Here is a 21,601-nt window from a genome sequence, read left to right as displayed (position 1 = left end):
TTTTTTATTTCAACGCGCCCCTTTCAGGGCGCAGAGAGGACTTACTTAATGATGGATTTCAGTGCTTCGCCGATATCCGCCAGGCTGCGAACGGTCTTCACGCCTGCGGCTTCCAGCGCTGCGAATTTCTCATCAGCCGTACCTTTACCACCGGCGATAATCGCGCCTGCGTGACCCATACGCTTACCTTTCGGCGCCGTCACACCCGCGATGTAACCGACTACTGGCTTGGTTACGTGTTCTTTGATGTAAGCAGCCGCTTCTTCTTCCGCGCTACCACCGATCTCACCGATCATGACGATCGCTTCGGTCTGTGGATCTTCCTGGAATAGCTTCAGGATGTCGATGAAGTTAGAGCCTGGGATTGGGTCACCGCCGATGCCCACACAGGTGGACTGGCCGAAGCCGTAGTCGGTGGTCTGCTTAACCGCTTCATAGGTCAGCGTACCGGAACGGGAAACGATACCCACTTTGCCCGGCTTGTGAATGTGACCTGGCATGATGCCGATTTTGCATTCGCCTGGGGTGATCACGCCTGGGCAGTTCGGGCCGATCATGCGCACGCCCGCTTCGTCCAGCTTCACTTTCACGGTCAGCATATCCAGCGTCGGGATACCTTCAGTGATGGTGATGATCAGTTTGATGCCTGCGTCGATCGCTTCCAGAATGGAGTCTTTGCAGAACGGTGCCGGAACGTAGATAACGGTCGCGGTTGCGCCCGTCGCTTCTACGGCTTCACGCACGGTGTTGAACACCGGCAGGCCCAGGTGTGTGGTGCCACCTTTACCTGGTGTTACACCGCCAACCATCTGCGTACCGTAGGCAATCGCCTGCTCGGAGTGGAAAGTCCCCTGGCTACCGGTGAAGCCCTGGCAGATAACCTTGGTATCTTTATTGATTAAAACTGACATTATTTCCCCTCCACTGCGGCAACAACCTGCTGAGCTGCATCCGTCAGACTTTTCGCTGCAATAATATTCAGGCCGCTGTCAGCCAGTTTTTTCGCGCCGAGTTCAGCGTTGTTACCTTCAAGACGCACAACAACCGGAACGTTAACGCCCACTTCTTCTACCGCGCCGATGATGCCGTCTGCGATCAGGTCGCAACGTACGATACCGCCGAAGATGTTCACCAGAACGGCTTTCACGTTGTCGTCAGAGAGAATGATTTTGAACGCTTCGGTTACGCGCTCTTTGGTTGCGCCACCGCCTACGTCGAGGAAGTTCGCTGGCTCGCCGCCGTGCAGCTTAACGATGTCCATGGTGCCCATCGCCAGGCCCGCACCGTTAACCATGCAGCCGATGTTGCCATCCAGCGCCACGTAGTTCAGTTCCCACTGAGCAGCCTGTGCTTCACGCGGGTCTTCCTGAGACTGGTCACGCATTTCGCGCAGATCTGGCTGGCGGAACAGGGCATTGCCGTCAGCACCCAGTTTGCCATCGAGGCAGATCAGATCGCCCTGAGTGGTGATCACCAGCGGGTTGATCTCGATCAGCGCCAGATCGCGCTCCAGGAAGATGGTCGCCAGACCCATAAAGATCTTGGTGAACTGCTGAACCAGCTTGCCTTCCAGACCCAGTTTGAACGCCAGCTCACGGCCCTGGTAAGGCATTGGACCTGCCAGTGGATCGATAGCCACTTTATGGATCAGGTGTGGCGTCTCTTCTGCCACTTTTTCGATTTCCACGCCGCCTTCGGTAGACGCCATGAACACCACGCGACGCGAGCTACGGTCTACCACCGCGCCCAGATACAGCTCTTTCGCGATGTCGGTTGCCGCTTCAACCAGGATCTGGTTGACTGGCTGGCCGTTCGCATCTGTCTGGTAAGTGACCAGACGCTTGCCGAGCCAATGTTCAGCAAATGCACGAATTTCTTCTTTGCTCTTAACAACCTTCACACCGCCCGCTTTACCACGGCCACCAGCGTGAACCTGACATTTAACTACCCACGGGCCGGAACCGATTTTAGATGCGGCTTCTTCTGCTTCACGCGGGGTAGTACAGGCATAACCCACCGGAGCCGGTAAGCCATACCGGGCAAACAGCTGTTTGGCCTGATATTCATGTAAGTTCATGTGTTCTATCCATCCTTCAGGGTAATCGTTATCTTCAAACCTGCAGGCCGGTGCAAGGCGTATCCGGCCTACAGGGCAGGTGATGCTAAAAGGGACTAGACGTCCAGCAGCAGACGCGTTGGATCTTCCAGCAGCTCTTTAATCGCTACCAGGAAGCCCACGGACTCGCGGCCGTCGATCAGACGGTGATCGTAAGAGAGCGCCAGATACATCATTGGCAGGATCTCCACTTTACCGTCTACCGCCATCGGACGATCTTTAATGGCGTGCATACCCAGGATCGCGCTCTGCGGCGGGTTGATGATCGGGGTAGACATCAGCGAACCAAATACGCCGCCGTTGGTAATGGTGAAGTTACCGCCGGTCAGGTCGTCTACGGTCAGCTTGCCGTCGCGGCCTTTCACGGCCAGCTCTTTAATATTTTTCTCGATGTCGGCCATACCCAGGGTATCCACATCACGCAGAACCGGAGTCACCAGACCACGTGGCGTAGACACCGCCATGCTGACGTCGAAATAGTTGTGGTAAACCACGTCATCACCATCGATGGACGCGTTCACTTCCGGGTAGCGTTTCAGTGCTTCAACAACCGCTTTCACGTAGAAGGACATAAAGCCCAGACGGATACCGTGACGTTTTTCAAACGCGTCACCGTACTGCTTACGCAGGTCCATGATTGGCTTCATGTTCACTTCGTTGAAGGTGGTCAGCATCGCGGTGGAGTTTTTCGCTTCCAGCAGACGCTCTGCCACACGCTTACGCAGGCGAGTCATTGGCACGCGTTTTTCACTGCGCGCACCCAGAGCAGGCTGTGCTGCTGGCGCTGCCACAGGGGCTTTCGCTTCTGCCTGAGCAGGCGCTTTCGCCAGGTGTTTGTCGATGTCTTCACGGGTCAGACGACCGCCTACACCGGTACCTTTGATTGCTGCCGGGTCAAGGCTGTGTTCAGCCAGCAGGCGACGGATCGCCGGGCTGAGCGCGTCGTTGGTCTGTTCTTCCAGAGAAGCCTGCTGGCGCTGAGCCGGCGTAGAGGCTTTCTCTTCAGACTTCGCGCTGGACTCTTTGCCCGCGCTGTTGCCTTCACGCAGGCGACCCAGGATCTGGCGAGAGGTTACGGTGGTGCCTTCGTCTTCCAGCACCGCGTCCAGAACGCCATCCGCCGAAGCCGGTACTTCCAGTACCACTTTGTCAGTTTCGATTTCTACCAGCACTTCATCGCGCTTAACGGCATCGCCTGGTTTTTTATGCCAGGTAGCGACGGTCGCATCTGCTACAGATTCAGGCAGGTCGGGAACAAGAATATCTACGCTACTCATTATGTATCCTTTAATTAATCGACGTTCAGCGCGTCATTGACCAGATCTTGTTGCTGCTTCTGGTGAACGGACATATACCCTACCGCCGGAGAGGCGGAGGCCGGGCGACCTGCATAACGCAGGGCAGACCCAAATGGAATCACTTCACGGAAATGATGCTGGCTGCAGTACCATGCGCCCTGGTTGAGCGGCTCTTCCTGGCACCAGACAAAATCATGCACGTGAGCGTACGGTTTCAGCGCTTCCTGCACCGCCTGGTGCGGGAATGGATAAAGCTGTTCGATACGCACGATGGCGACATCTTTCTGATCGTTCTTACGGCGCTGTTCCAGCAGGTCGTAATAAACCTTACCAGAACACATCACCACACGCTTCACAGCCTGCGGATCCAGTTCATCAATCTCACCTATGGCAGGCAGGAAGGTGCCATTCGCCAGCTCATCCAGGCTGGACACCGCCAGTGGGTGACGCAGCAGGGATTTTGGTGACATGACCACCAGCGGACGGCGCATACCGCGCAGCGCCTGACGACGCAGCATGTGGTAAACCTGAGCCGGGGTGGACGGTACGCAAACCTGCATGTTCTGCTCAGCGCAGAGCTGCAGATAACGTTCCAGGCGCGCGGAGGAGTGCTCAGGACCCTGGCCTTCATAACCATGTGGCAGGAGCATCACCAGGCCACACATACGGCCCCATTTCTGTTCGCCAGAAGAGATGAACTGGTCGATAACCACCTGAGCACCGTTGGCGAAGTCACCGAACTGCGCTTCCCAGATGGTCAGCGTACGCGGCTCTGCGGTAGCGTAACCGTATTCGAAGGCCAGCACCGCTTCTTCAGAGAGCACGGAGTCCCAGACCTTGAACTGGCCCTGACCGTTGTGCACGTGCTGCAGCGGGGTGTAGGTTGAACCGTTAGACTGGTTGTGAACTACCGCGTGGCGGTGGAAGAAGGTGCCACGGCCCGCATCTTCACCGGACAGACGAACAGGAATACCTTCGTCAACCAGCGTCGCGTAAGCCAGCGTTTCTGCACCGCCCCAGTCGAACAGCTTCTCACCTGCCGCCATAGACTGACGGTCAGCATAAATTTTTGCCACGCGAGACTGCATCTCGATGGCGTCTGGCACGGTGCTGATGCGTTTAGCCAGCTCCTGCAGGCGCTTCATCTCGACCTTGTTCGGGTAACTCTCATCCCACTCGTGGTTGAGGTACGGCGACCAGGTAAAGGAGTGCATGTTCATCGGACGCAGCTCTTTCACCACGCACTCACCCGCATCCAGCGCGTCGCGGTAGAGGTTGACCATTTCGGTCGCATCTTCCAGCGTCGCCACTTTTTCGCTTTCCAGCTTGTCAGCGTAGATTTTGCGCGGCGTCGGGTGTTTTTTGATTTTCTGGTACATCAACGGCTGGGTTGCACTTGGCTCGTCGGCTTCGTTGTGGCCGTGACGGCGGTAGCAGAACAGGTCGATGAACACATCGCGTTTGAAGGTGTTACGGAAGTCCAGCGCCAGACGGGTCACGAAGGCGACCGCTTCCGGGTCATCCGCGTTCACGTGGAAGATTGGCGCCTGTACCATCTTGCCGATGTCGGTGCAGTAAGGGGTTGAACGCGCATCCAGTGGGTTAGACGTTGTGAAGCCCACCTGGTTGTTGATGACGATACGAACGGTACCGCCCACTTCATAACCACGCGCTTTGGACATGTTCAGGGTTTCCTGAACCACGCCCTGCCCTGTGACCGCCGCATCACCGTGAATGGTGATTGGCAGCACTTTGTTGCTGCTTGGCTCGTCCAGACGATCCAGACGCGCACGCACGGAACCGATAACTACCGGGCTGACGATCTCCAGGTGCGACGGGTTAAACGCCAGCGCCAGGTGAACCAGACCGCCTTCGGTTTCGATATCAGACGAGAAGCCCATGTGGTACTTCACGTCACCGGTGCCGAGATGTTCTTTATGTTTGCCCGCGAATTCGTCGAACAGGTCCTGCGGTTTTTTACCCAGCACGTTGACCAGCACGTTCAGACGACCACGGTGCGCCATGCCCAGTACCACTTCACGGGTACCGCTCTTGCCTGCATGACGAATCAGCTCTTTCAGCATTGGCACTAACGCATCGCCGCCTTCCAGCGAGAAGCGTTTTGCGCCCGGGAACTTCGCGCCCAGATAGCGCTCAAGCCCTTCCGCTGCGGTCAGTTCGTTCAGGAAGCGTTTTTTCTCGTCAGCCGAGAAGGTCGCGTGGCCCGCTACGGATTCGATACGCTGCTGGATCCAGCGTTTCTCTTCGGTAGAAGTGATATGCATGTATTCCGCGCCGATGGAGCCGCAGTAGGTTTGCTTGAGGGCGTCGATCAGATCGCCCAGCTTCATCGTGTCTTTACCGATGGCAAAAGAACCTACGTTAAAGCTTTCCTGGAAATCGGCCTCGGTCAGATCGTGATACGCCGGATCGAGATCCGCCACACGGTCTTGTTTCCACAGTCCCAGCGGATCGAGATTCGCATGCTGGTGACCGCGGAAGCGATAAGCGTTAATAAGCTGCAGGACTTTAACCTGCTTCGCGTTGGTGTCAGGGTCGGAAATCGCAGAAGAGTAACGTGAGGCATCCTTCGCCAGACGACGGAAATAATCACGTGTTTTGGAATGGAATTGATCCGGTTTGACTCCCGTGCCAGGCAACTGCTGGAACATGGAACGCCAGTTTGCGTCCACTGAGTCAGGATCGGTTAAGAAGTCTTCATAGAGCTGTTCTATCCAGCTCTGGTTGGCACCAGAGAGGTAAGAAGAGTCCAGCCAGGCTTTCATTGCGCCGTTCTGCATCGTGATCCCTTAAGCATTTTTATGCTTACTTTCGCCGTAGAAACTACCACGCACACCGCGTGTACGTGCCGGGGTTCACCTGCGAGCTCTTTTCATTTGGCCCGCGAAGGAACCTTTAGAAACTGTCTAGACTTCAGGGCAGTTTTTAAAGGTTTCTGCAATCTATCCCCTCTCCCTTTGGAAGAGGGTTAGGGTGAGGGGGAACAGCGCCCCCTCTCACTACTTACTTACGCACTGCGCTGCAGCAGCATCGACTTAATATGGCCGATGGCGCGCGTCGGGTTAAGCCCCTTCGGACACACACTGACGCAGTTCATGATGCTATGGCAGCGGAATACGCTGAAAGCGTCACTTAAACCTTCCAGACGACTATCGGTTTCGGTGTCGCGGCTATCGATCAGGAAGCGATAGGCAGCCAGCAGACCGGCCGGACCGATGAACTTGTCCGGGTTCCACCAGAACGACGGGCACGACGTTGAACAACATGCACAGAGAATACACTCATACAAGCCGTCGAGTTTTTCACGCTGCTCAGGAGACTGTAAATGCTCACGAGCGGGTGGATTTTGCCCATTATTCAATAAGTAAGGCTTAATCTTCTCATATTGTGCATAGAATTGCCCCATGTCTACCACCAAATCACGCACGACCGGCAGGCCTGGCAGAGGACGGATAACAATTTTCTGGCCCGGGCGTTGCAACGCGGAAATTGGCGTGATGCAGGCCAGACCATTTTTGCCGTTCATGTTGACGCCGTCAGAGCCACACACCCCTTCACGGCAGGAGCGACGGAACGACAGTGTCGGATCTTTTTCTTTCAGCTGGATTAACGCATCCAGCAGCATCATGTCACGACCTTCTTCCGCTTCCAGCGTGTAATCCTGCATGCGCGGAGCGTCATCTACATCCGGGTTATAACGATAAACTGAGAATTCGAGTTTCATTGTCCTGTCTCCGCATTAGTAAGTACGAATCTTCGGCGGGAACGCCGGACGCAGTTTCGGTTCCATGTTCACCTGACGGCGCGTCATGGTTTCCGACTCTGGCAGATACAGGGAATGGCACAGCCAGTTTTCATCGTCACGATCCGGGAAGTCGAAGCGGCTATGCGCGCCACGGCTTTCGGTACGGAAGTTGGCCGACATCGCGGTTGCGAACGCGGTTTCCATCAGGTTATCCAGCTCCAGACACTCAACGCGCTGGGTGTTGAACTCGCTGGAGGTGTCATCCAGACGGGCGTTTTTCAGGCGCTCGCGGATCGCTTTCAGCTGCTCAAGACCTTTCGCCATCGCGTCACCTTCACGGAATACCGAGAAGTTGTGCTGCATACATTCCTGCAGCGCTTTGCGGATTTCCACCGGATCTTCACCGTTACGGTTACCGTTCCAGCGGTTCAGACGCTCAAGCGATGCATCAATTTCGTCGTCAGTGGCGTCACGCAGCGCGCCCTGTTCGGCAATGGATTCCTGCAGGTGCAGACCCACCGCACGACCAAACACCACCAGGTCCAGCAGGGAGTTCCCCCCCAGACGGTTGGCACCGTGTACGGATACGCAGGCAATTTCGCCTACCGCGAACAGGCCTGGGATGACCACATCTTCGCCCTGCTCGTTTACGGTCAATGCCTGGCCGGTCACTTTGGTCGGAATACCGCCCATCATGTAGTGGCAGGTAGGAATAACCGGAATTGGCTCTTTCACCGGGTCGACGTGGGCGAAGGTACGGGACAGCTCCAGAATACCCGGCAGACGGGATTCCAGTACCTCTTTACCCAGGTGGTCGAGTTTCAGCTTGGCGTGTGGACCCCATGGGCCATCACAGCCGCGACCTTCACGGATTTCGATCATGATGGAACGCGCCACCACGTCACGACCCGCCAGGTCTTTCGCATTCGGGGCATAACGTTCCATGAAACGTTCGCCGTGTTTGTTCAGCAGGTAACCGCCTTCACCACGGCAGCCTTCTGTCACCAGAACACCCGCACCGGCGATACCGGTTGGGTGGAACTGCCACATCTCCATATCCTGCACCGGCACGCCAGCGCGGATAGCCATCCCAACGCCATCACCGGTATTGATGTGGGCGTTAGTGGTGGACTGGTAAATACGCCCTGCACCGCCGGTTGCCAGCACGGTTGCGCGCGCTTTGAAGTAGACCACTTCACCGGTTTCAATGCACAGCGCAGTACAACCAACAATCGCGCCATCGGCGTTTTTCACCAGATCCAGCGCATACCACTCGGAGAAGATAGTAGTGTGGTTTTTCAGGTTCTGCTGATACAGAGTATGCAGCAGCGCGTGACCGGTACGGTCAGCCGCCGCCGCGGTACGTGCCGCCTGCTCGCCGCCGAAGTTTTTCGACTGGCCGCCAAACGGACGTTGATAGATGGTGCCATTTTCCAGACGGGAGAACGGCAGACCCATATGATCCAGCTCCAGAATCGCTTCCGGGCCAGTCTTACACATATATTCGATGGCATCCTGGTCGCCGATGTAGTCGGACCCTTTTACCGTGTCGTACATGTGCCATTCCCAGTTATCTTCATGGGAGTTACCCAGCGCAACGGTAATACCGCCCTGCGCAGATACCGTGTGGGAACGGGTCGGGAATACTTTAGAGAGCAGCGCACAGGTCTGGCCGCTCTGGGAAATTTGCAGCGCGGCGCGCATACCTGCGCCACCCGCACCAATCACAACAGCATCAAATTCTCTGACTGGCAGTTTCATTACACACCCCACACCACAACGAATCCATAAATAACGTAAACCACCAGTGCAACGACAATGGCCAGTTGCAGAGGAAGGCGAATCGCCAGCGGTTTAACGTAATCGGTCAACACCTGCCACATGCCAATCCAGGCATGAATAAGAATGGAGAACAGCGCCAGCAGGGTGAACACTTTGGTGAAGGCAGATCCGAAGAACCCACTCCAGATTTCCCACGTCAGCGTGCCGCTGGTCGCGAAGAAACCGATCATATAGATGATGTAGAGGGTGAGAACGATGGCGGTAGCACGGACCAGAATGAAGTCATGTACGCCGTTGCGTCCTAATGCGGAGGCGTTGCTTACCATACGAGAACTCCTGCGAGAAGTGAAAGCACGACTGTAATCACAAATGAAATGTTAGCGGAACGTTTCCCGGCTTCGAAAGTCTCTTCCAGGTAACCAAAGTCCATCAGCATATGGCGAACACCCACCACAACGTGGTACGCCAGTGCGGTCAGAATGCCCCACATGATGAATTTCACGAAGAAGCTGTTCATGATGGCAGAGGCCTGGAGGAATCCTTCAGGAGAAGAGAGGCTGGTGCCCAGTAACCACAGCAGAATGCCTACCGCCACAAACGTAATCACACCCGATACACGGTGCAGAATGGACGCTATTGCTGTTACGGGGAACCGGATCGTTTTGAGATCCAGATTGACAGGTCTTTGTTTTTTCACATTTCTTATCATGAATAACGCCCACATGCTGTTCTTATTGTTTCCTTCCTCCGGACTGCGATGCGGGTCAGACAGCGTTCCTTTTCTATAACTGCGCGTCATGCAAAACATTGCTTCCAAATGCTAAAACGACACGTTACAACGCTGGGTGGCTCGGGATTGCAGGGTGTTCCGGAGACCTGGCGGCAGTATAGGCCGTTCACAAAATCATTACAATTAACCTACATACAGTTTGTCGGGTTTTCTCTGGAACAGTGATCAGGGTCACGATAACAACATCTTTTTAATTTTTAATCATCTGATTTGACAAATGTTAAACAATATTGTTACAAACGTCATCAGAAAAGGCATATAATGCGCAAAAGTTATGAGGTCTCTCTTTCACCTGACAAATAGTTATGTAACAGTGTGATGGTATTGACCGAAGTTATCAGGACAGTTATTAGTGATATACAGGTTTGAAAAATTCGGACTGCAAAAACGCTGATTTGCTGTTGTTTCACTGATATTTCATTCGTTTACCTGCAAGGCGCCATAGCTCTGTACCCTGGTTTGTCCTCGTGAGCTGAGCGGTAAGCCAAATAACAATCTGGTAACGGTGATTAACAGCTGAAAGCAAATCCGGTAAAGCGCAGTCTTAAGCATAAGGCGCTAAGGAGACCGTAAATGGCTGATACAAAGGCAAAACTCACCCTCAACGGTGGTGATGCTATTGAACTGGATGTGCTAAAAGGCACGCTCGGTCAGGATGTTATTGATATCCGTACGCTGGGTTCCAAAGGAATGTTCACCTTTGACCCTGGATTTACCTCTACCGCATCTTGCGAATCCAAAATCACCTACATTGACGGTGACGAAGGTATCCTGCTCCATCGCGGCTTCCCCATCGATCAGTTAGCCACCGAATCCAACTATCTGGAAGTGTGCTACATCCTGCTGAACGGCGAAAAGCCGACGCAGGCTCAGTATGATGAATTCAAAACCACCGTCACCCGTCACACCATGATCCATGAGCAGATTACCCGTCTGTTCCATGCGTTCCGTCGTGACTCTCACCCGATGGCGGTGATGTGCGGGATTACCGGTGCGCTGGCGGCGTTCTACCACGACTCCCTTGACGTGAATAACCCACGCCACCGCGATATCGCCGCGTTCCGCCTGCTGTCCAAAATGCCAACCATGGCAGCGATGTGCTACAAATACTCCATCGGTCAGCCGTTCGTGTATCCACGTAACGACCTCTCCTATGCCGGTAACTTCCTGCGCATGATGTTCTCTACGCCGTGCGAAGAGTACGAAGTGAATCCGGTGCTGGAACGCGCGATGGACCGTATTCTGATCCTGCACGCTGACCACGAACAGAACGCCTCTACCTCCACCGTCCGTACCGCAGGCTCTTCAGGTGCGAACCCGTTCGCCTGTATCGCTGCGGGCATCGCCTCCCTGTGGGGACCGGCGCACGGCGGCGCGAACGAAGCTGCACTGAAGATGCTGGAAGAGATCAGCACCGTTGAGCACATTCCTGAATTCGTGCGCCGCGCGAAAGACAAGAATGACTCCTTCCGTCTGATGGGCTTCGGTCACCGTGTGTACAAAAACTACGACCCACGTGCAACCGTGATGCGTGAAACCTGCCACGAAGTGCTGAAAGAGCTGGGCACCAAAGACGATCTGCTGGAAGTGGCGATGGAGCTGGAACACATCGCGCTGAACGACCCGTACTTCATCGAGAAGAAACTCTACCCGAACGTAGACTTCTACTCTGGCATTATTCTGAAAGCGATGGGCATTCCGTCTTCCATGTTCACCGTGATCTTCGCCATGGCGCGTACCGTGGGCTGGATTGCGCACTGGAACGAAATGCACAGCGAAGGCATGAAAATCGCCCGTCCTCGTCAGCTGTATACCGGCTACGAGCAGCGTGATTTTAAGTCTGATCTTAAGCGCTAAAAGACGTGGGTGCGGCCTGATGCCCTCACCCCGGCCCTCTCCCACCGGGAGAGGGTGAAAACATTAAAAACGGTAACCTGAGGGTTACCGTTTTACTTTTTACCTCTGGCACCCGGGACACCAGTAAAACGGTCGTGAAGAGAGCGTTGTCTTCTCAATCACCCCACCGCACCGCTCGCACCTCTTCCCCGCCCGATGAAACACCTTAAAGCGGAACAGCGCCCCGTGATGTTTGTTCTCATCTACCACGCCGCGGGTGTTGTACGATAGCCGCGGAATATCCAGCAGCGCGTGAGAGAGCACTTCCAGCTGGTCATCGCTCAACTGCGACGCTTTGTGCTGCGGTGCCAGCCCGACCTCCCAGAGAATTTCGACGCGAAGGTAATTGCCTAATCCGGCCAGGAACGCCTGATCGAGCAGTAGCCCGGAAAATTGCCGGTTGCGGAATTTAGGGGATAACAGGCGGGCTTTGACATCGTTCGCCGTCAGACGCATATCCAGCACGTCCGGCCCGACCCGCTGTAAGAACGGGTGCGTAAGCAGTTGCTCCGGCGTTAACATTTCGATATCAGACGCGCTATACAGCAAAATCGCTTTATCCGCGGTTTGCAGCCTGACGCGCAGCACGCGGGTGGTTTGCGGCTGCTCGTTGGCATTAACCACCCGCCAGACGCCGTAAAGCTGGTTGTGGCTGTATAACGTCAGGTTATGGGAAAAATGCGTGAGTAACGCCTTTCCCCGTGTTTCGATGTGGGTCACCGTTTGTCCCACCAGCGGTGCTTCAAACGGCTTCAGTTGAGGAAAAGCAAACCAGACGTCCGTCAGGGGTTTGCCTTTTATCGCCGCCTCGAGGCTATCCGCAGCACGGCGGATCTCCGGGCCTTCTGGCATCTCTTTATCCTTATGATTTTCAGGCGCTGACGAGGATCCCCTGCTCTGCAAACGCCGCCCGTAAGCGGCGGGCAAACTGCAGCGCGTGCTCGCCATCACCGTGTAAGCATACTGTGTCAGCCTGAACGCTGGCCGTTGTACCTTCGACCGTTGTTACTGTTCCCTCGCGCACCATCTGAAGGGTCTGCGCCAGCGCCAGAGACTCATCGGTGATCAGCGCGTTGGGCCGGGAACGGGGAACCAGGGTTCCGTCGGGCTGATAGCCTCGGTCGGCAAACACTTCCTGGCGGGTGGTTAACCCCAGACGCTGACCGGCGCGAATCAGCTCGCTCCCCGCCAGGCCAACCAGGATCAGTTGTGGGTTGCAATCGAACACCGCCCGGGCGATGGCCTCTGCCAGCGCGGGGTCGTTCGCCGCCTGATTATAGAGCATGCCGTGCGGCTTCACGTGGCGCAGCGCGCCCTGCTGCGAACGCACAATCGCCTCGAGCGCGCCAATCTGGTAAAGCGTCTGAGCGTAGACCGTCTCGGGCGGGAGATCCATCGCCGTGCGGCCAAAGTTCTCCCGGTCAGGGAAGCTCGGATGCGCCCCTATCGCAACACCATTTTTGATGGCGTTGCGCACGCTCGCCAGCATCGTTTGGGCATCACCCGCGTGAAAACCGCAGGCGATATTCACCGAGGTGACCAGGGTCATCAGTTCAGCGTCGGCGCTGCCGCCCTCGCCCAGATCGGCGTTCAAATCAATCTTTACCATCAAGCCTCCACGCCAGTTGTGCCAGATAACGCAGCTGGTCCTGCCGCGCCTTCAGCGCCTCCTCCAGGGAGCATTGCACGAAGTGAATCGGCTGTCCGAGAGGGATTTGCGCCAGATGGTAGCGATCGGCCTCAATAATGCAGGCGATGCGCGGGTAACCGCCCGTGGTCTGTGCATCGTTCATCAACACAATCGGTTGACCGTTACCCGGTACCTGAATGACGCCGGGCAACAGACCGTGTGAAAGCAGCTCGCGGTCCGTCGTACGGGTCAGCGGCTGCCCCTGAAGACGATACCCCATGCGGTTACTCTGCGGGCTAATCTTCCACGGCGAGCGCCAGAAAGACTCCTGAGACACCTCATCAAATTCCTGATACTCCGGCCCCGGCAGGGCGCGGATCTGGTTTCCCCACAGGAGCTGTTTTACACCCTGCGCGGTTGAAAAGTGCCGCGTTGACGGTTTTATCGCCAGACGATCGCCATCGCGCAACAATCGTCCTTCGTGACCGCCAATTCCGGCTTTCTGATCGGTACTGGATGAGCCCAACACCTCCGGCACGTCAATCCCACCGGCAACGGCAAGATAACTGCGAACCCCATGCTGAGGTCGCTTAAGCGTTAAACGCTGTCCGGCTTTTGCCCGCAGTCGCCAGCCGGTCCAGACCGCTTTGCCATCAAGCGTGGCATCGCACCCGGCGCCGGTTAACGCAAACCAGGTCTCCTGACTAAATTCAATGACACACTGCCCCAGCGTAATTTCGAGCGCAGCCGTATTGCCGGGATTGCCCACCAGCACGTTGGCAATCTCCAGTGCTGGCCTGTCCAGCGCGCCACAGTAGCTCACGCCAGACTGGCGCATGCCAAAGCGACCCGCATCCTGAACGGAGGTGTAAAGCCCGGCGCGAATAAGCGTTAACATACTCCCTCCTTCTGCGGGATAAAGCGAAGGGTGTCGCCAGGACGCAGGAGGACCGGCGATTCCAGCCCCGGTGCAAATAACGGCATGGATGTGTGTCCGATGAGCTGCCAGCCCCCCGGCGACGCGAGCGGATAAATGCCCGTCTGTTCGCCACCAATCGCGACGGTACCCGCCGGCACGCTCAGGCGCGGTTCAGCGCGGCGTGGCGTGTGTAACGCCGGGGAGAGTCCGCCCAGATACGGGAAGCCAGGCTGGAATCCCAAAAACCAGACCACATAATCAACGGAGGCGTGCAGCTCAACGACCTGTTTTTCGGTTAGCCCGCAGTGTTCAGCCACCACGCCAAGATCGGGTCCCCCTGTGCCGCCATACACTACCGGGATCTCAATCGTGCGGGATTCCGGCTCCAGCGCTTCGCTCTCCTCCCACCAGCGCTGTAAACGCTCGATGGCATCCAGTGCCAGCGTATGCGGATTACGCAGAACCACGGTGATGTTATTCATCCCCGGGATCGCTTCAACCACCTCAGGCACCTCCACCAGACGCTGCGTTAGCCGCCAGATACGCTTTTGGGTCGCAAGGGTAACAGGCGGCTCCAGCTCCAGCACCACCGCCGTTTCACCCAGAAGATAACAACGCGCTCGCTGCACTCAGGTACCTCTCATCAGGCCGGGTTAGGGATATCAATAAACGTAACATCCAGATCGGTATTTTCGGTCAGCCATTCGCTCAGGGCGCGAATGCCGCCGCGTTCGGTGGCATGGTGACCTGCCGCGTAAAAATGCAGCCCCTGTTCACGGGCTGAATGAATAGTCTGCTCGGAGACTTCACCGGTGATAAACGCATCAACACCAAAACGCGCGGCGCTATCAATGAAGCCCTGACCGCCACCCGTGCACCAGGCGACACGCTTCACCGTATCCGGACCGGTATCACCGCTCCACAGCGGACGACGTCCCAGACGCGCTTCAATCCATGAGGCCAGCTCAAGGCCCGGCACTGGCATCGACAGCTCGCCCCACGGCACCAGCGGCTCAATTTCACCCATCACGGTGATCCCTAACAGCTGCGCGAGCTGAACGTTGTTGCCAAGTTCGGGGTGCGCATCCAGTGGCAGATGATAGCCATACAGGTTGATATCATTTGCCAGCAACGTTTTCAGACGGTTGCGCTTCATGCCGCGAATGATCGGTGATTCGTTTTTCCAGAAATAGCCGTGATGGACGATGACAGCATCGGCCTCCTGACGCACGGCTTCATCCAGCAACGCCTGACTGGCGGTCACGCCGGTGATAATTTTTTGCACCGTGTCGCGCCCTTCGACCTGTAACCCGTTCGGGCCGTAGTCGCTGAAGGCGCTGCTGTTCAGTTTTTCGTTGATCAGACTTTCCAGTTCGGTGTTTTTCATCATGACTCTCTTAAGCTTTACGGGCCGCTTCGTACGCCGCCAGCGTGGCGACGCGCGCCTGTTTATGTTCAACAATCGGGCGAGGATAATCGAGCGTTACGCCCTGTTTGTCCGCCCATGCCCACGGGTCGTGGATCGCCTTAGCGGGGACCGCTTTCAGCGCAGGCAACCAGTGGCGGATAAACGTCCCGTCCGCATCAAATTTTTGTCCCTGCGTGGTGGGATTAAAAATCCGGAAGTAAGGTGCCGCATCGGTTCCGGTCGAGGCCGCCCATTGCCAGCCGCCATTATTCGCCGCCAGATCGCCATCGATCAGCTGAGAAATAAAATACCGCTCCCCGACACGCCAGTCGATAAGCAGATCTTTCACCAGGAAGCTGGCGGTAATCATCCGCAGGCGGTTATGCATCCATCCGGTTTCATTCAGCTGGCGCATCGCGGCGTCCACAATCGGGTAGCCGGTTTCTCCCTTTTGCCAGGCCTGCAGCAGCGTCTCGTTCTGCTGCCACTGCACATTTTCGGTCCAGCGAATGAAAGGTCGATGTTTACATAATTCAGGGTGATACGTCATCAGATGACGGTAGAATTCGCGCCAGATAAGCTCGTTAAGCCATACCGAACCAGCGCCCCCTTCCAGCGCCTGGGGCTGCTCTGCCAGAAGACGGTGTAAACACTGGCGCGGAGAAAGCACGCCCAGCGCTAAACAGGCCGACAACCGGCTGGTACCTTCAATGGCGGGGAAATCCCGGCGTGCGTCGTAAGCGGCCGCCCCCGTTTTGCAGAACTGGCGCAACTGCGCGATTGCCGCTTTTTCATCAGCCGGGAATAAAGCGTGGTCATACGCCTGTTGCGGATAGTCAAACGTCAGTTCAGGCAGGTTGTTTACACTCTCCCCTCGCGCGGACGGCGCGGCAACACACTCCGGCAACGCCTCTTTCAGCCGTTTGATAAATGCATTTTTAAACGGCGTAAAGACCTTATACATCTCGCGATTGCCGGTCATCACGCTGCCCGGGGGCAGCATCACGCTGTCATCAAATCCCTGACACTCTACGTCCCCGAGGATCCGCTCCAGCTGACGATCGCGCTGCTGTTCATTGAATTCGTACTGGTAGTTGTAAAAAAGATGCGTGACGTCGTTCTGCTGACAGACCTCCTGTACCGCGCTGAGTTGAGCGGCAAAATCACTGACCTCTTTGTAAATCAACGGAATGCCTTTTTCCGCCAGCGAACGTTGCAGGGCATTCAGATGCGAACAGAGATAAGCGGCTTGACGGGGGGCCATATCATGCTGCTGCCACTGTCCGGGGGTAGCGATAAACAGCGCCAGCACGCGGGCGTGTTCAGAGCGACAGGCTGCCGCCAGGGCGATGTTGTCATGCAGGCGCAGATCCGCGCGAAACCAAACCAGATGGGTGGGCATAAAACTCCAGGCAATTGTCCATTATATCCGTAAGGGCATGCCGTAAAAGGAAAAAGGCACGTATTGAACTACTTTGCCATGAAGTGTAGACGGGATGAAATAAGGGAGTGGCAGTTTGATTACTCAGGAAAAGAAGATATGCCTGAAAACCACCCAACGGACCGCGAATCCGGAGGGACAAAAAAACCGCCACATTGCTGTAGGCGGTTTTTTTATTGCTGTGTGTAGTCTTAGTATCAGTAAAAATCACAGGTCGCTTTTTCGGCCTGATCCATCCACACCGGCTTCTCGCTGGTTTTCGCCCAGACGCGGTGCAGATAGCTGTAAAAACGTGCGCGATCTTTCCAGAACAACATCACCGGCAGGGCCAGCACGCCAGCCACTACGGCGAAAGCGCGACGCATGAACACGATATGAGCAGGATACTCTTTATAAAGATCCATATTTTTCTCCCCTGTAGTTGGCCGGAAACTGACTCCGGAAAATTCAAAAACTGTGACCTGGCTAAAATAATATCGCTTTGTTTGTAATTTTACTACTCATCCGACCACTTATTTTCACCTGTTTAACCAAAATTTACATTCACGCCGTAATTAAGTTACAAAAAAGTTAAAGGTTTACTTACCAATAGTTAAATTGTGGGCTTTGCCATTTTTATACTTTTTTTACACCCCCCGTCCTGATTTTTGCGAAATCTTTGCGCCATAAATCCTACCGTTAGCACAAATACAAATGTCACCCGGAGGTGGATTGTGAGTGCAGGTCTTATTGCCGGCATCGTGCTGGTGTTCCTGTTATTGGGTTATCTGGTTTATGCCTTGATTAATGCGGAGGCATTCTGATGGCTGCTCAGGCGTTTTTGCTTATTGCCAGTGTTTTAGGGGCGCTGTTCCTTCTGGCAAGACCGATGGGAACAGTGCTGGCAAGGATGATCAACAACGTGCCGCTGCCGGTGGCAGGTCGCGTTGAAAAAGGGATCTGGCGCGTTCTGGGCATTCGGGAGGGGGAAATGAACTGGCGTCAGTATCTGCTGGCGATCCTGCTGCTGAATATTGTCGGCCTTGTCGCCCTCTTCGCCATGCTGATGCTGCAGGGTAGCTTACCGCTCAACCCGCAGCAGTTGCCGGGTCTGTCCTGGCATCTGGCGCTGAACACGGCAGTCAGCTTTGTCACTAACACCAACTGGCAGTCCTATGCCGGGGAAACCACGCTGAGCTACTTTAGCCAGATGGCCGGGTTAACCGTGCAAAACTTCCTCTCTGCTGCCACCGGCATTGCGGTGATCTTCGCGCTCACGCGTGCCTTTGCGCGTCAAAATATCAGCACGCTGGGCAACGCATGGGTCGATCTGACACGCATCACGCTGTGGATACTGCTCCCTGTTGCCCTCATTATCGCGCTGTTCTTTATTCAGCAAGGTACCCTGCAAAACCTGCTGCCCTACGCGCCGTATACTTCTCTGGAAGGGGCAAAACAGCTTTTGCCTATGGGGCCGGTGGCGTCGCAGGAAGCCATTAAGATGCTCGGGACTAACGGCGGTGGCTTCTTCAACGCCAACTCGTCGCATCCGTTTGAAAACCCAACCGCGCTGACCAACTTTGTCGAAATGCTGGCGATCTTCCTGATCCCCGCCGCGCTCTGTTTTGCCTTTGGCGATGTGGTCAACGACCGCCGTCAGGGACGCACCCTTCTGTGGACCATGTCTCTGATCTTCGTGGTCTGCGTCGCGCTGGTGATGTGGGCGGAATGGAAAGGTAATCCGCATTTCCTGACGCTGGGCGCTGACAGCGCAATCAACATGGAAGGGAAAGAGAGTCGCTTTGGCATCCTGTCCAGCAGTTTGTTTGCCGTGGTTACCACCGCAGCCTCGTGCGGGGCGGTTAACGCCATGCATGACTCCTTTACGGCACTGGGTGGCATGATCCCAATGTGGCTGATGCAGATTGGCGAAGTGGTGTTTGGCGGCGTGGGCTCTGGTCTTTACGGCATGCTGCTGTTTGTGCTGCTGGCGGTGTTTATTGCCGGTCTGATGATTGGCCGTACCCCGGAATACCTGGGCAAAAAAATCGACGTCCGGGAAATGAAATTAACCGCGCTGGCCATTCTGGTCACGCCTGCCCTCGTGCTGCTCGGCACCGCGCTGGCACTGATGACCGAAGCCGGCCGCAGCGGCATCTTTAACCCGGGTATCCATGGCTTTAGTGAAGTGCTCTACGCCGTCTCGTCTGCGGCGAACAACAACGGCAGCGCCTTTGCAGGCTTAAGTGCCAACTCGCCTTTCTGGAACTGTCTGCTGGCATTCTGCATGTTTGTCGGCCGCTTCGGCGTGATTGTGCCGGTGATGGCCATCGCCGGATCGCTGGTGAATAAAAAAATCCAACCGACCACCACCGGTACATTACCGACACACGGTGCGCTGTTTATTGGCCTGCTGACCGGCACCGTGTTGCTGGTAGGCGCCCTGACCTTTATCCCCGCCCTCGCGTTAGGCCCGGTCGCGGAAACCCTCTCTTTACGCTGATTTTGCGGAGAATTGTCATGAGTCGTAAACAACTGGCCCTGTTCGAACCGTCGTTAGTTCGTCAGGCCCTCATGGATGCGGTGAAAAAGCTGAGCCCGCGCGTACAGTGGCACAACCCGGTGATGTTTATCGTCTGGGCAGGCAGCGTGCTGACTACCGTCCTGGCGCTTGCCATGGGAACAGGTCACCTCCCGGGCAACGCGATGTTTACCGGAACCATCAGCCTGTGGCTGTGGTTTACCGTGCTGTTTGCCAACTTTGCCGAGGCGCTGGCGGAAGGCCGCAGTAAAGCGCAGGCCAACAGCCTGAAAGGGGTAAAAAAGACCGCCTTCGCACGCAAATTACGTGAGCCAAAATACGGCGCGCAGATGGACCACGTGCCGGCAGATGAGCTGCGTAAAGGCGATGTGGTGCTGGTGGAAGCCGGTGACATCATCCCGTGTGATGGCGAAGTCATTGAAGGGGGCGCCTCGGTAGACGAGAGCGCCATTACCGGGGAATCCGCGCCGGTCATTCGTGAATCTGGCGGTGACTTCGCCTCGGTCACGGGCGGGACGCGTATTCTCTCCGACTGGCTGGTGATCCAGTGCAGCGTCAACCCGGGTGAAACATTCCTCGACCGGATGATCGCCATGGTAGAAGGCGCGCAGCGTCGTAAAACACCCAACGAAATTGCCCTCACCATTCTGCTGGTGGCGCTGACCATCGTCTTCCTGTTGGCTACCGCCACGCTGTGGCCCTTCTCCAGCTACGCGGGCACCGCGGTCAGCATCACCGTGCTGGTGGCGCTACTGGTCTGCCTGATCCCAACCACCATCGGCGGCCTGCTCTCCGCTATTGGTGTGGCGGGTATGAGTCGCATGCTGGGCGCGAACGTTATCGCCACCAGCGGACGCGCCGTAGAGGCCGCCGGTGACGTGGATGTGCTGCTGCTGGATAAAACCGGGACCATCACCCTCGGCAACCGCCAGGCCTCCGAGTTTTTACCTGCCCCGGGCGTGGATGAAAAAACGCTGGCCGATGCCGCCCAGCTCTCGTCTCTTGCCGATGAAACGCCGGAAGGCCGCAGCATCGTGATTCTGGCGAAACAGCGCTTTAATCTGCGCCAGCGTGATGTGCAGAGCCTGCACGCCACTTTTGTCCCCTTCACGGCACAAACCCGAATGAGCGGTATCAACATTCAGGAGCGCATGATCCGTAAAGGTTCCGTTGATGCCATTCGTCGCCACATTGAAGCCAACAACGGCCATTTTCCACCGGAAGTGGACAATCTGGTTGAGAGCGTTGCCCGCCAGGGGGCCACACCGCTGGTCGTAGCCGAAGGGGCGAATGTGCTGGGGGTGATTGCGCTGAAGGACATCGTCAAAGGCGGCATTAAAGAGCGTTTCGCCCAGTTGCGTAAAATGGGGATCAAAACGGTGATGATCACCGGGGATAACCGGTTGACTGCCGCCGCGATTGCCGCAGAAGCGGGCGTGGATGATTTCCTCTCGGAAGCCACACCGGAAGCCAAGCTGGCGTTGATCCGTCAGTACCAGGCGGAAGGTCGTCTGGTCGCGATGACCGGTGACGGTACCAACGACGCCCCTGCCCTCGCACAGGCCGACGTGGCGGTGGCGATGAACTCCGGTACCCAGGCGGCAAAAGAGGCGGGCAACATGGTCGACCTTGACTCTAACCCGACCAAGCTGATTGAAGTGGTGCATATCGGTAAACAGATGCTGATGACGCGCGGGTCATTAACCACGTTCAGTATCGCCAATGACGTGGCGAAGTATTTCGCCATTATTCCCGCAGCGTTCGCGGCCACCTATCCGCAGCTAAACGCGCTGAACGTGATGCATCTGCACTCCCCGTCTTCGGCCATTCTCAGTGCGGTGATTTTCAACGCCCTGATTATTGTCTTCCTGATCCCGCTGGCGCTGAAAGGGGTGAGCTATAAACCGCTGACGGCTGCTGCCATGCTGCGCCGTAACCTGTGGATTTACGGGCTGGGCGGGCTGCTGGTGCCCTTTATCGGGATTAAAGCTATCGACCTGCTGTTAACGCTGTTCGGGCTGGTTTAAAAGGTGA

19 protein-coding genes are annotated in these 21,601 nt (G+C 56.1%); 4 read left to right on the top strand and 15 right to left on the bottom strand.

Features of this window, described 5'->3' with window-relative positions:
• Positions 1-41: 41 nt before the first annotated feature.
• From sucD to sdhC, 8 genes are all read right to left on the bottom strand, one after another.
• On the bottom strand, positions 42-911 hold the full coding sequence (gene sucD, locus PUZ33_RS15980; RefSeq protein WP_008501094.1) for a succinate--CoA ligase subunit alpha: 870 nt from the start codon (positions 909-911) through the stop codon (positions 42-44).
• Positions 911-2,077: an ADP-forming succinate--CoA ligase subunit beta gene (gene sucC / locus PUZ33_RS15975; protein WP_006809579.1), complete on the bottom strand. Its 1,167-nt coding sequence runs from the start codon at positions 2,075-2,077 to the stop codon at positions 911-913. Before sucC ends, sucD begins: the two co-directional genes overlap by 1 nt.
• Before the next feature lie 95 nt (positions 2,078-2,172).
• Complete coding sequence (gene odhB, locus PUZ33_RS15970; protein ID WP_013097540.1) at positions 2,173-3,393, bottom strand: 2-oxoglutarate dehydrogenase complex dihydrolipoyllysine-residue succinyltransferase; 1,221 nt, start codon at positions 3,391-3,393, stop codon at positions 2,173-2,175.
• 14 nt (positions 3,394-3,407) lie between these two features.
• Positions 3,408-6,215 carry a 2-oxoglutarate dehydrogenase E1 component gene (gene sucA, locus PUZ33_RS15965; RefSeq protein ID WP_023622290.1) on the bottom strand — a complete coding sequence of 936 codons (2,808 nt, stop codon included), beginning with the start codon at positions 6,213-6,215 and terminating at the stop codon, positions 3,408-3,410.
• 227 nt (positions 6,216-6,442) lie between these two features.
• Positions 6,443-7,159 (bottom strand): succinate dehydrogenase iron-sulfur subunit SdhB, encoded by a 717-nt coding sequence (sdhB, locus tag PUZ33_RS15960; RefSeq protein ID WP_008501090.1) that lies wholly within the window; start codon positions 7,157-7,159, stop codon positions 6,443-6,445.
• 15 nt (positions 7,160-7,174) lie between these two features.
• On the bottom strand, positions 7,175-8,941 hold the full coding sequence (gene sdhA, locus PUZ33_RS15955; RefSeq protein ID WP_014831113.1) for a succinate dehydrogenase flavoprotein subunit: 1,767 nt from the start codon (positions 8,939-8,941) through the stop codon (positions 7,175-7,177).
• Entirely contained in the window at positions 8,941-9,288 is a 348-nt protein-coding gene (gene sdhD, locus PUZ33_RS15950; RefSeq protein ID WP_008501088.1) for a succinate dehydrogenase membrane anchor subunit, read from the bottom strand. The genes sdhA and sdhD overlap by 1 nt, the downstream gene beginning before the upstream one ends.
• Entirely contained in the window at positions 9,282-9,686 is a 405-nt protein-coding gene (gene sdhC / locus PUZ33_RS15945) for a succinate dehydrogenase cytochrome b556 subunit (RefSeq protein ID WP_020684965.1), read from the bottom strand. The genes sdhD and sdhC overlap by 7 nt, the downstream gene beginning before the upstream one ends.
• 639 nt (positions 9,687-10,325) lie before the next feature.
• Here sdhC and PUZ33_RS15940 point away from each other — a divergent pair.
• Positions 10,326-11,609, top strand: coding sequence for a citrate synthase (locus tag PUZ33_RS15940; protein WP_020684964.1), 1,284 nt, complete (start codon positions 10,326-10,328; stop codon positions 11,607-11,609).
• Between the two features lie 99 nt (positions 11,610-11,708).
• On the opposite strand, the gene nei is transcribed toward PUZ33_RS15940, so the two are convergent.
• The 7 genes from nei to PUZ33_RS15905 form a co-directional block, all read right to left on the bottom strand.
• Positions 11,709-12,500, bottom strand: coding sequence for an endonuclease VIII (gene nei, locus PUZ33_RS15935; protein WP_058680571.1), 792 nt, complete (start codon positions 12,498-12,500; stop codon positions 11,709-11,711).
• Between the two features lie 19 nt (positions 12,501-12,519).
• Entirely contained in the window at positions 12,520-13,257 is a 738-nt protein-coding gene (gene pxpA, locus PUZ33_RS15930) for a 5-oxoprolinase subunit PxpA (protein WP_020684961.1), read from the bottom strand.
• A complete protein-coding gene (gene pxpC, locus PUZ33_RS15925; protein WP_062676702.1) occupies positions 13,244-14,176 on the bottom strand; it encodes a 5-oxoprolinase subunit PxpC in 933 nt (310 codons plus the stop codon). The genes pxpA and pxpC overlap by 14 nt, the downstream gene beginning before the upstream one ends.
• On the bottom strand, positions 14,170-14,826 hold the full coding sequence (gene pxpB, locus PUZ33_RS15920; protein ID WP_058680569.1) for a 5-oxoprolinase subunit PxpB: 657 nt from the start codon (positions 14,824-14,826) through the stop codon (positions 14,170-14,172). Before pxpB ends, pxpC begins: the two co-directional genes overlap by 7 nt.
• A gap of 14 nt (positions 14,827-14,840) precedes the next feature.
• Positions 14,841-15,584, bottom strand: coding sequence for a type 2 GTP cyclohydrolase I (locus PUZ33_RS15915; RefSeq protein WP_014831107.1), 744 nt, complete (start codon positions 15,582-15,584; stop codon positions 14,841-14,843).
• Between the two features lie 10 nt (positions 15,585-15,594).
• Complete coding sequence (gene phrB / locus PUZ33_RS15910; protein ID WP_058680568.1) at positions 15,595-17,007, bottom strand: deoxyribodipyrimidine photo-lyase; 1,413 nt, start codon at positions 17,005-17,007, stop codon at positions 15,595-15,597.
• A gap of 236 nt (positions 17,008-17,243) precedes the next feature.
• Positions 17,244-17,450, bottom strand: a complete 207-nt coding sequence (locus tag PUZ33_RS15905; RefSeq protein WP_013097552.1) for a YbfA family protein — start codon at positions 17,448-17,450, stop codon at positions 17,244-17,246.
• Positions 17,451-17,759: 309 nt separating this feature from the next.
• Between PUZ33_RS15905 and kdpF the strand changes: the two genes are divergently transcribed.
• From kdpF to kdpB, 3 genes are read left to right on the top strand one after another with little or no spacing between them, the layout of a single operon-like run.
• On the top strand, positions 17,760-17,849 hold the full coding sequence (kdpF, locus tag PUZ33_RS15900) for a K(+)-transporting ATPase subunit F (RefSeq protein WP_014069365.1): 90 nt from the start codon (positions 17,760-17,762) through the stop codon (positions 17,847-17,849).
• Positions 17,849-19,528: a potassium-transporting ATPase subunit KdpA gene (kdpA, locus tag PUZ33_RS15895; RefSeq protein ID WP_058680567.1), complete on the top strand. Its 1,680-nt coding sequence runs from the start codon at positions 17,849-17,851 to the stop codon at positions 19,526-19,528. Before kdpF ends, kdpA begins: the two co-directional genes overlap by 1 nt.
• 17 nt (positions 19,529-19,545) lie before the next feature.
• Complete coding sequence (gene kdpB / locus PUZ33_RS15890) at positions 19,546-21,594, top strand: potassium-transporting ATPase subunit KdpB (RefSeq protein ID WP_058680566.1); 2,049 nt, start codon at positions 19,546-19,548, stop codon at positions 21,592-21,594.
• Positions 21,595-21,601 lie beyond the last annotated feature (7 nt).

This window comes from Enterobacter cloacae complex sp. 2022EL-00981 (genome assembly GCF_028737495.1).
GTDB lineage: Bacteria > Pseudomonadota > Gammaproteobacteria > Enterobacterales > Enterobacteriaceae > Enterobacter > Enterobacter cloacae.
The sequence above is the reverse complement of the archived record's forward strand: the minus strand, read 5'-3'. Positions and strand labels throughout refer to the sequence as shown.

Bases quoted from the DNA above. Each gene is read 5' to 3' on its own strand.
- sucD (WP_008501094.1), bottom strand. From the start codon at position 911: ATGTCAGTTTTAATCAATAAAGATACCAAGGTTATCTGCCAGGGCTTC.
- sucC (WP_006809579.1), bottom strand. From the start codon at position 2,077: ATGAACTTACATGAATATCAGGCCAAACAGCTGTTTGCCCGGTATGGC.
- odhB (WP_013097540.1), bottom strand. From the start codon at position 3,393: ATGAGTAGCGTAGATATTCTTGTTCCCGACCTGCCTGAATCTGTAGCA.
- sucA (WP_023622290.1), bottom strand. From the start codon at position 6,215: ATGCAGAACGGCGCAATGAAAGCCTGGCTGGACTCTTCTTACCTCTCT.
- sdhB (WP_008501090.1), bottom strand. From the start codon at position 7,159: ATGAAACTCGAATTCTCAGTTTATCGTTATAACCCGGATGTAGATGAC.
- sdhA (WP_014831113.1), bottom strand. From the start codon at position 8,941: ATGAAACTGCCAGTCAGAGAATTTGATGCTGTTGTGATTGGTGCGGGT.
- sdhD (WP_008501088.1), bottom strand. From the start codon at position 9,288: ATGGTAAGCAACGCCTCCGCATTAGGACGCAACGGCGTACATGACTTC.
- sdhC (WP_020684965.1), bottom strand. From the start codon at position 9,686: ATGTGGGCGTTATTCATGATAAGAAATGTGAAAAAACAAAGACCTGTC.
- PUZ33_RS15940 (WP_020684964.1), top strand. From the start codon at position 10,326: ATGGCTGATACAAAGGCAAAACTCACCCTCAACGGTGGTGATGCTATT.
- nei (WP_058680571.1), bottom strand. From the start codon at position 12,500: ATGCCAGAAGGCCCGGAGATCCGCCGTGCTGCGGATAGCCTCGAGGCG.
- pxpA (WP_020684961.1), bottom strand. From the start codon at position 13,257: ATGGTAAAGATTGATTTGAACGCCGATCTGGGCGAGGGCGGCAGCGCC.
- pxpC (WP_062676702.1), bottom strand. From the start codon at position 14,176: ATGTTAACGCTTATTCGCGCCGGGCTTTACACCTCCGTTCAGGATGCG.
- PUZ33_RS15915 (WP_014831107.1), bottom strand. From the start codon at position 15,584: ATGAAAAACACCGAACTGGAAAGTCTGATCAACGAAAAACTGAACAGC.
- phrB (WP_058680568.1), bottom strand. From the start codon at position 17,007: ATGCCCACCCATCTGGTTTGGTTTCGCGCGGATCTGCGCCTGCATGAC.
- PUZ33_RS15905 (WP_013097552.1), bottom strand. From the start codon at position 17,450: ATGGATCTTTATAAAGAGTATCCTGCTCATATCGTGTTCATGCGTCGC.
- kdpA (WP_058680567.1), top strand. From the start codon at position 17,849: ATGGCTGCTCAGGCGTTTTTGCTTATTGCCAGTGTTTTAGGGGCGCTG.
- kdpB (WP_058680566.1), top strand. From the start codon at position 19,546: ATGAGTCGTAAACAACTGGCCCTGTTCGAACCGTCGTTAGTTCGTCAG.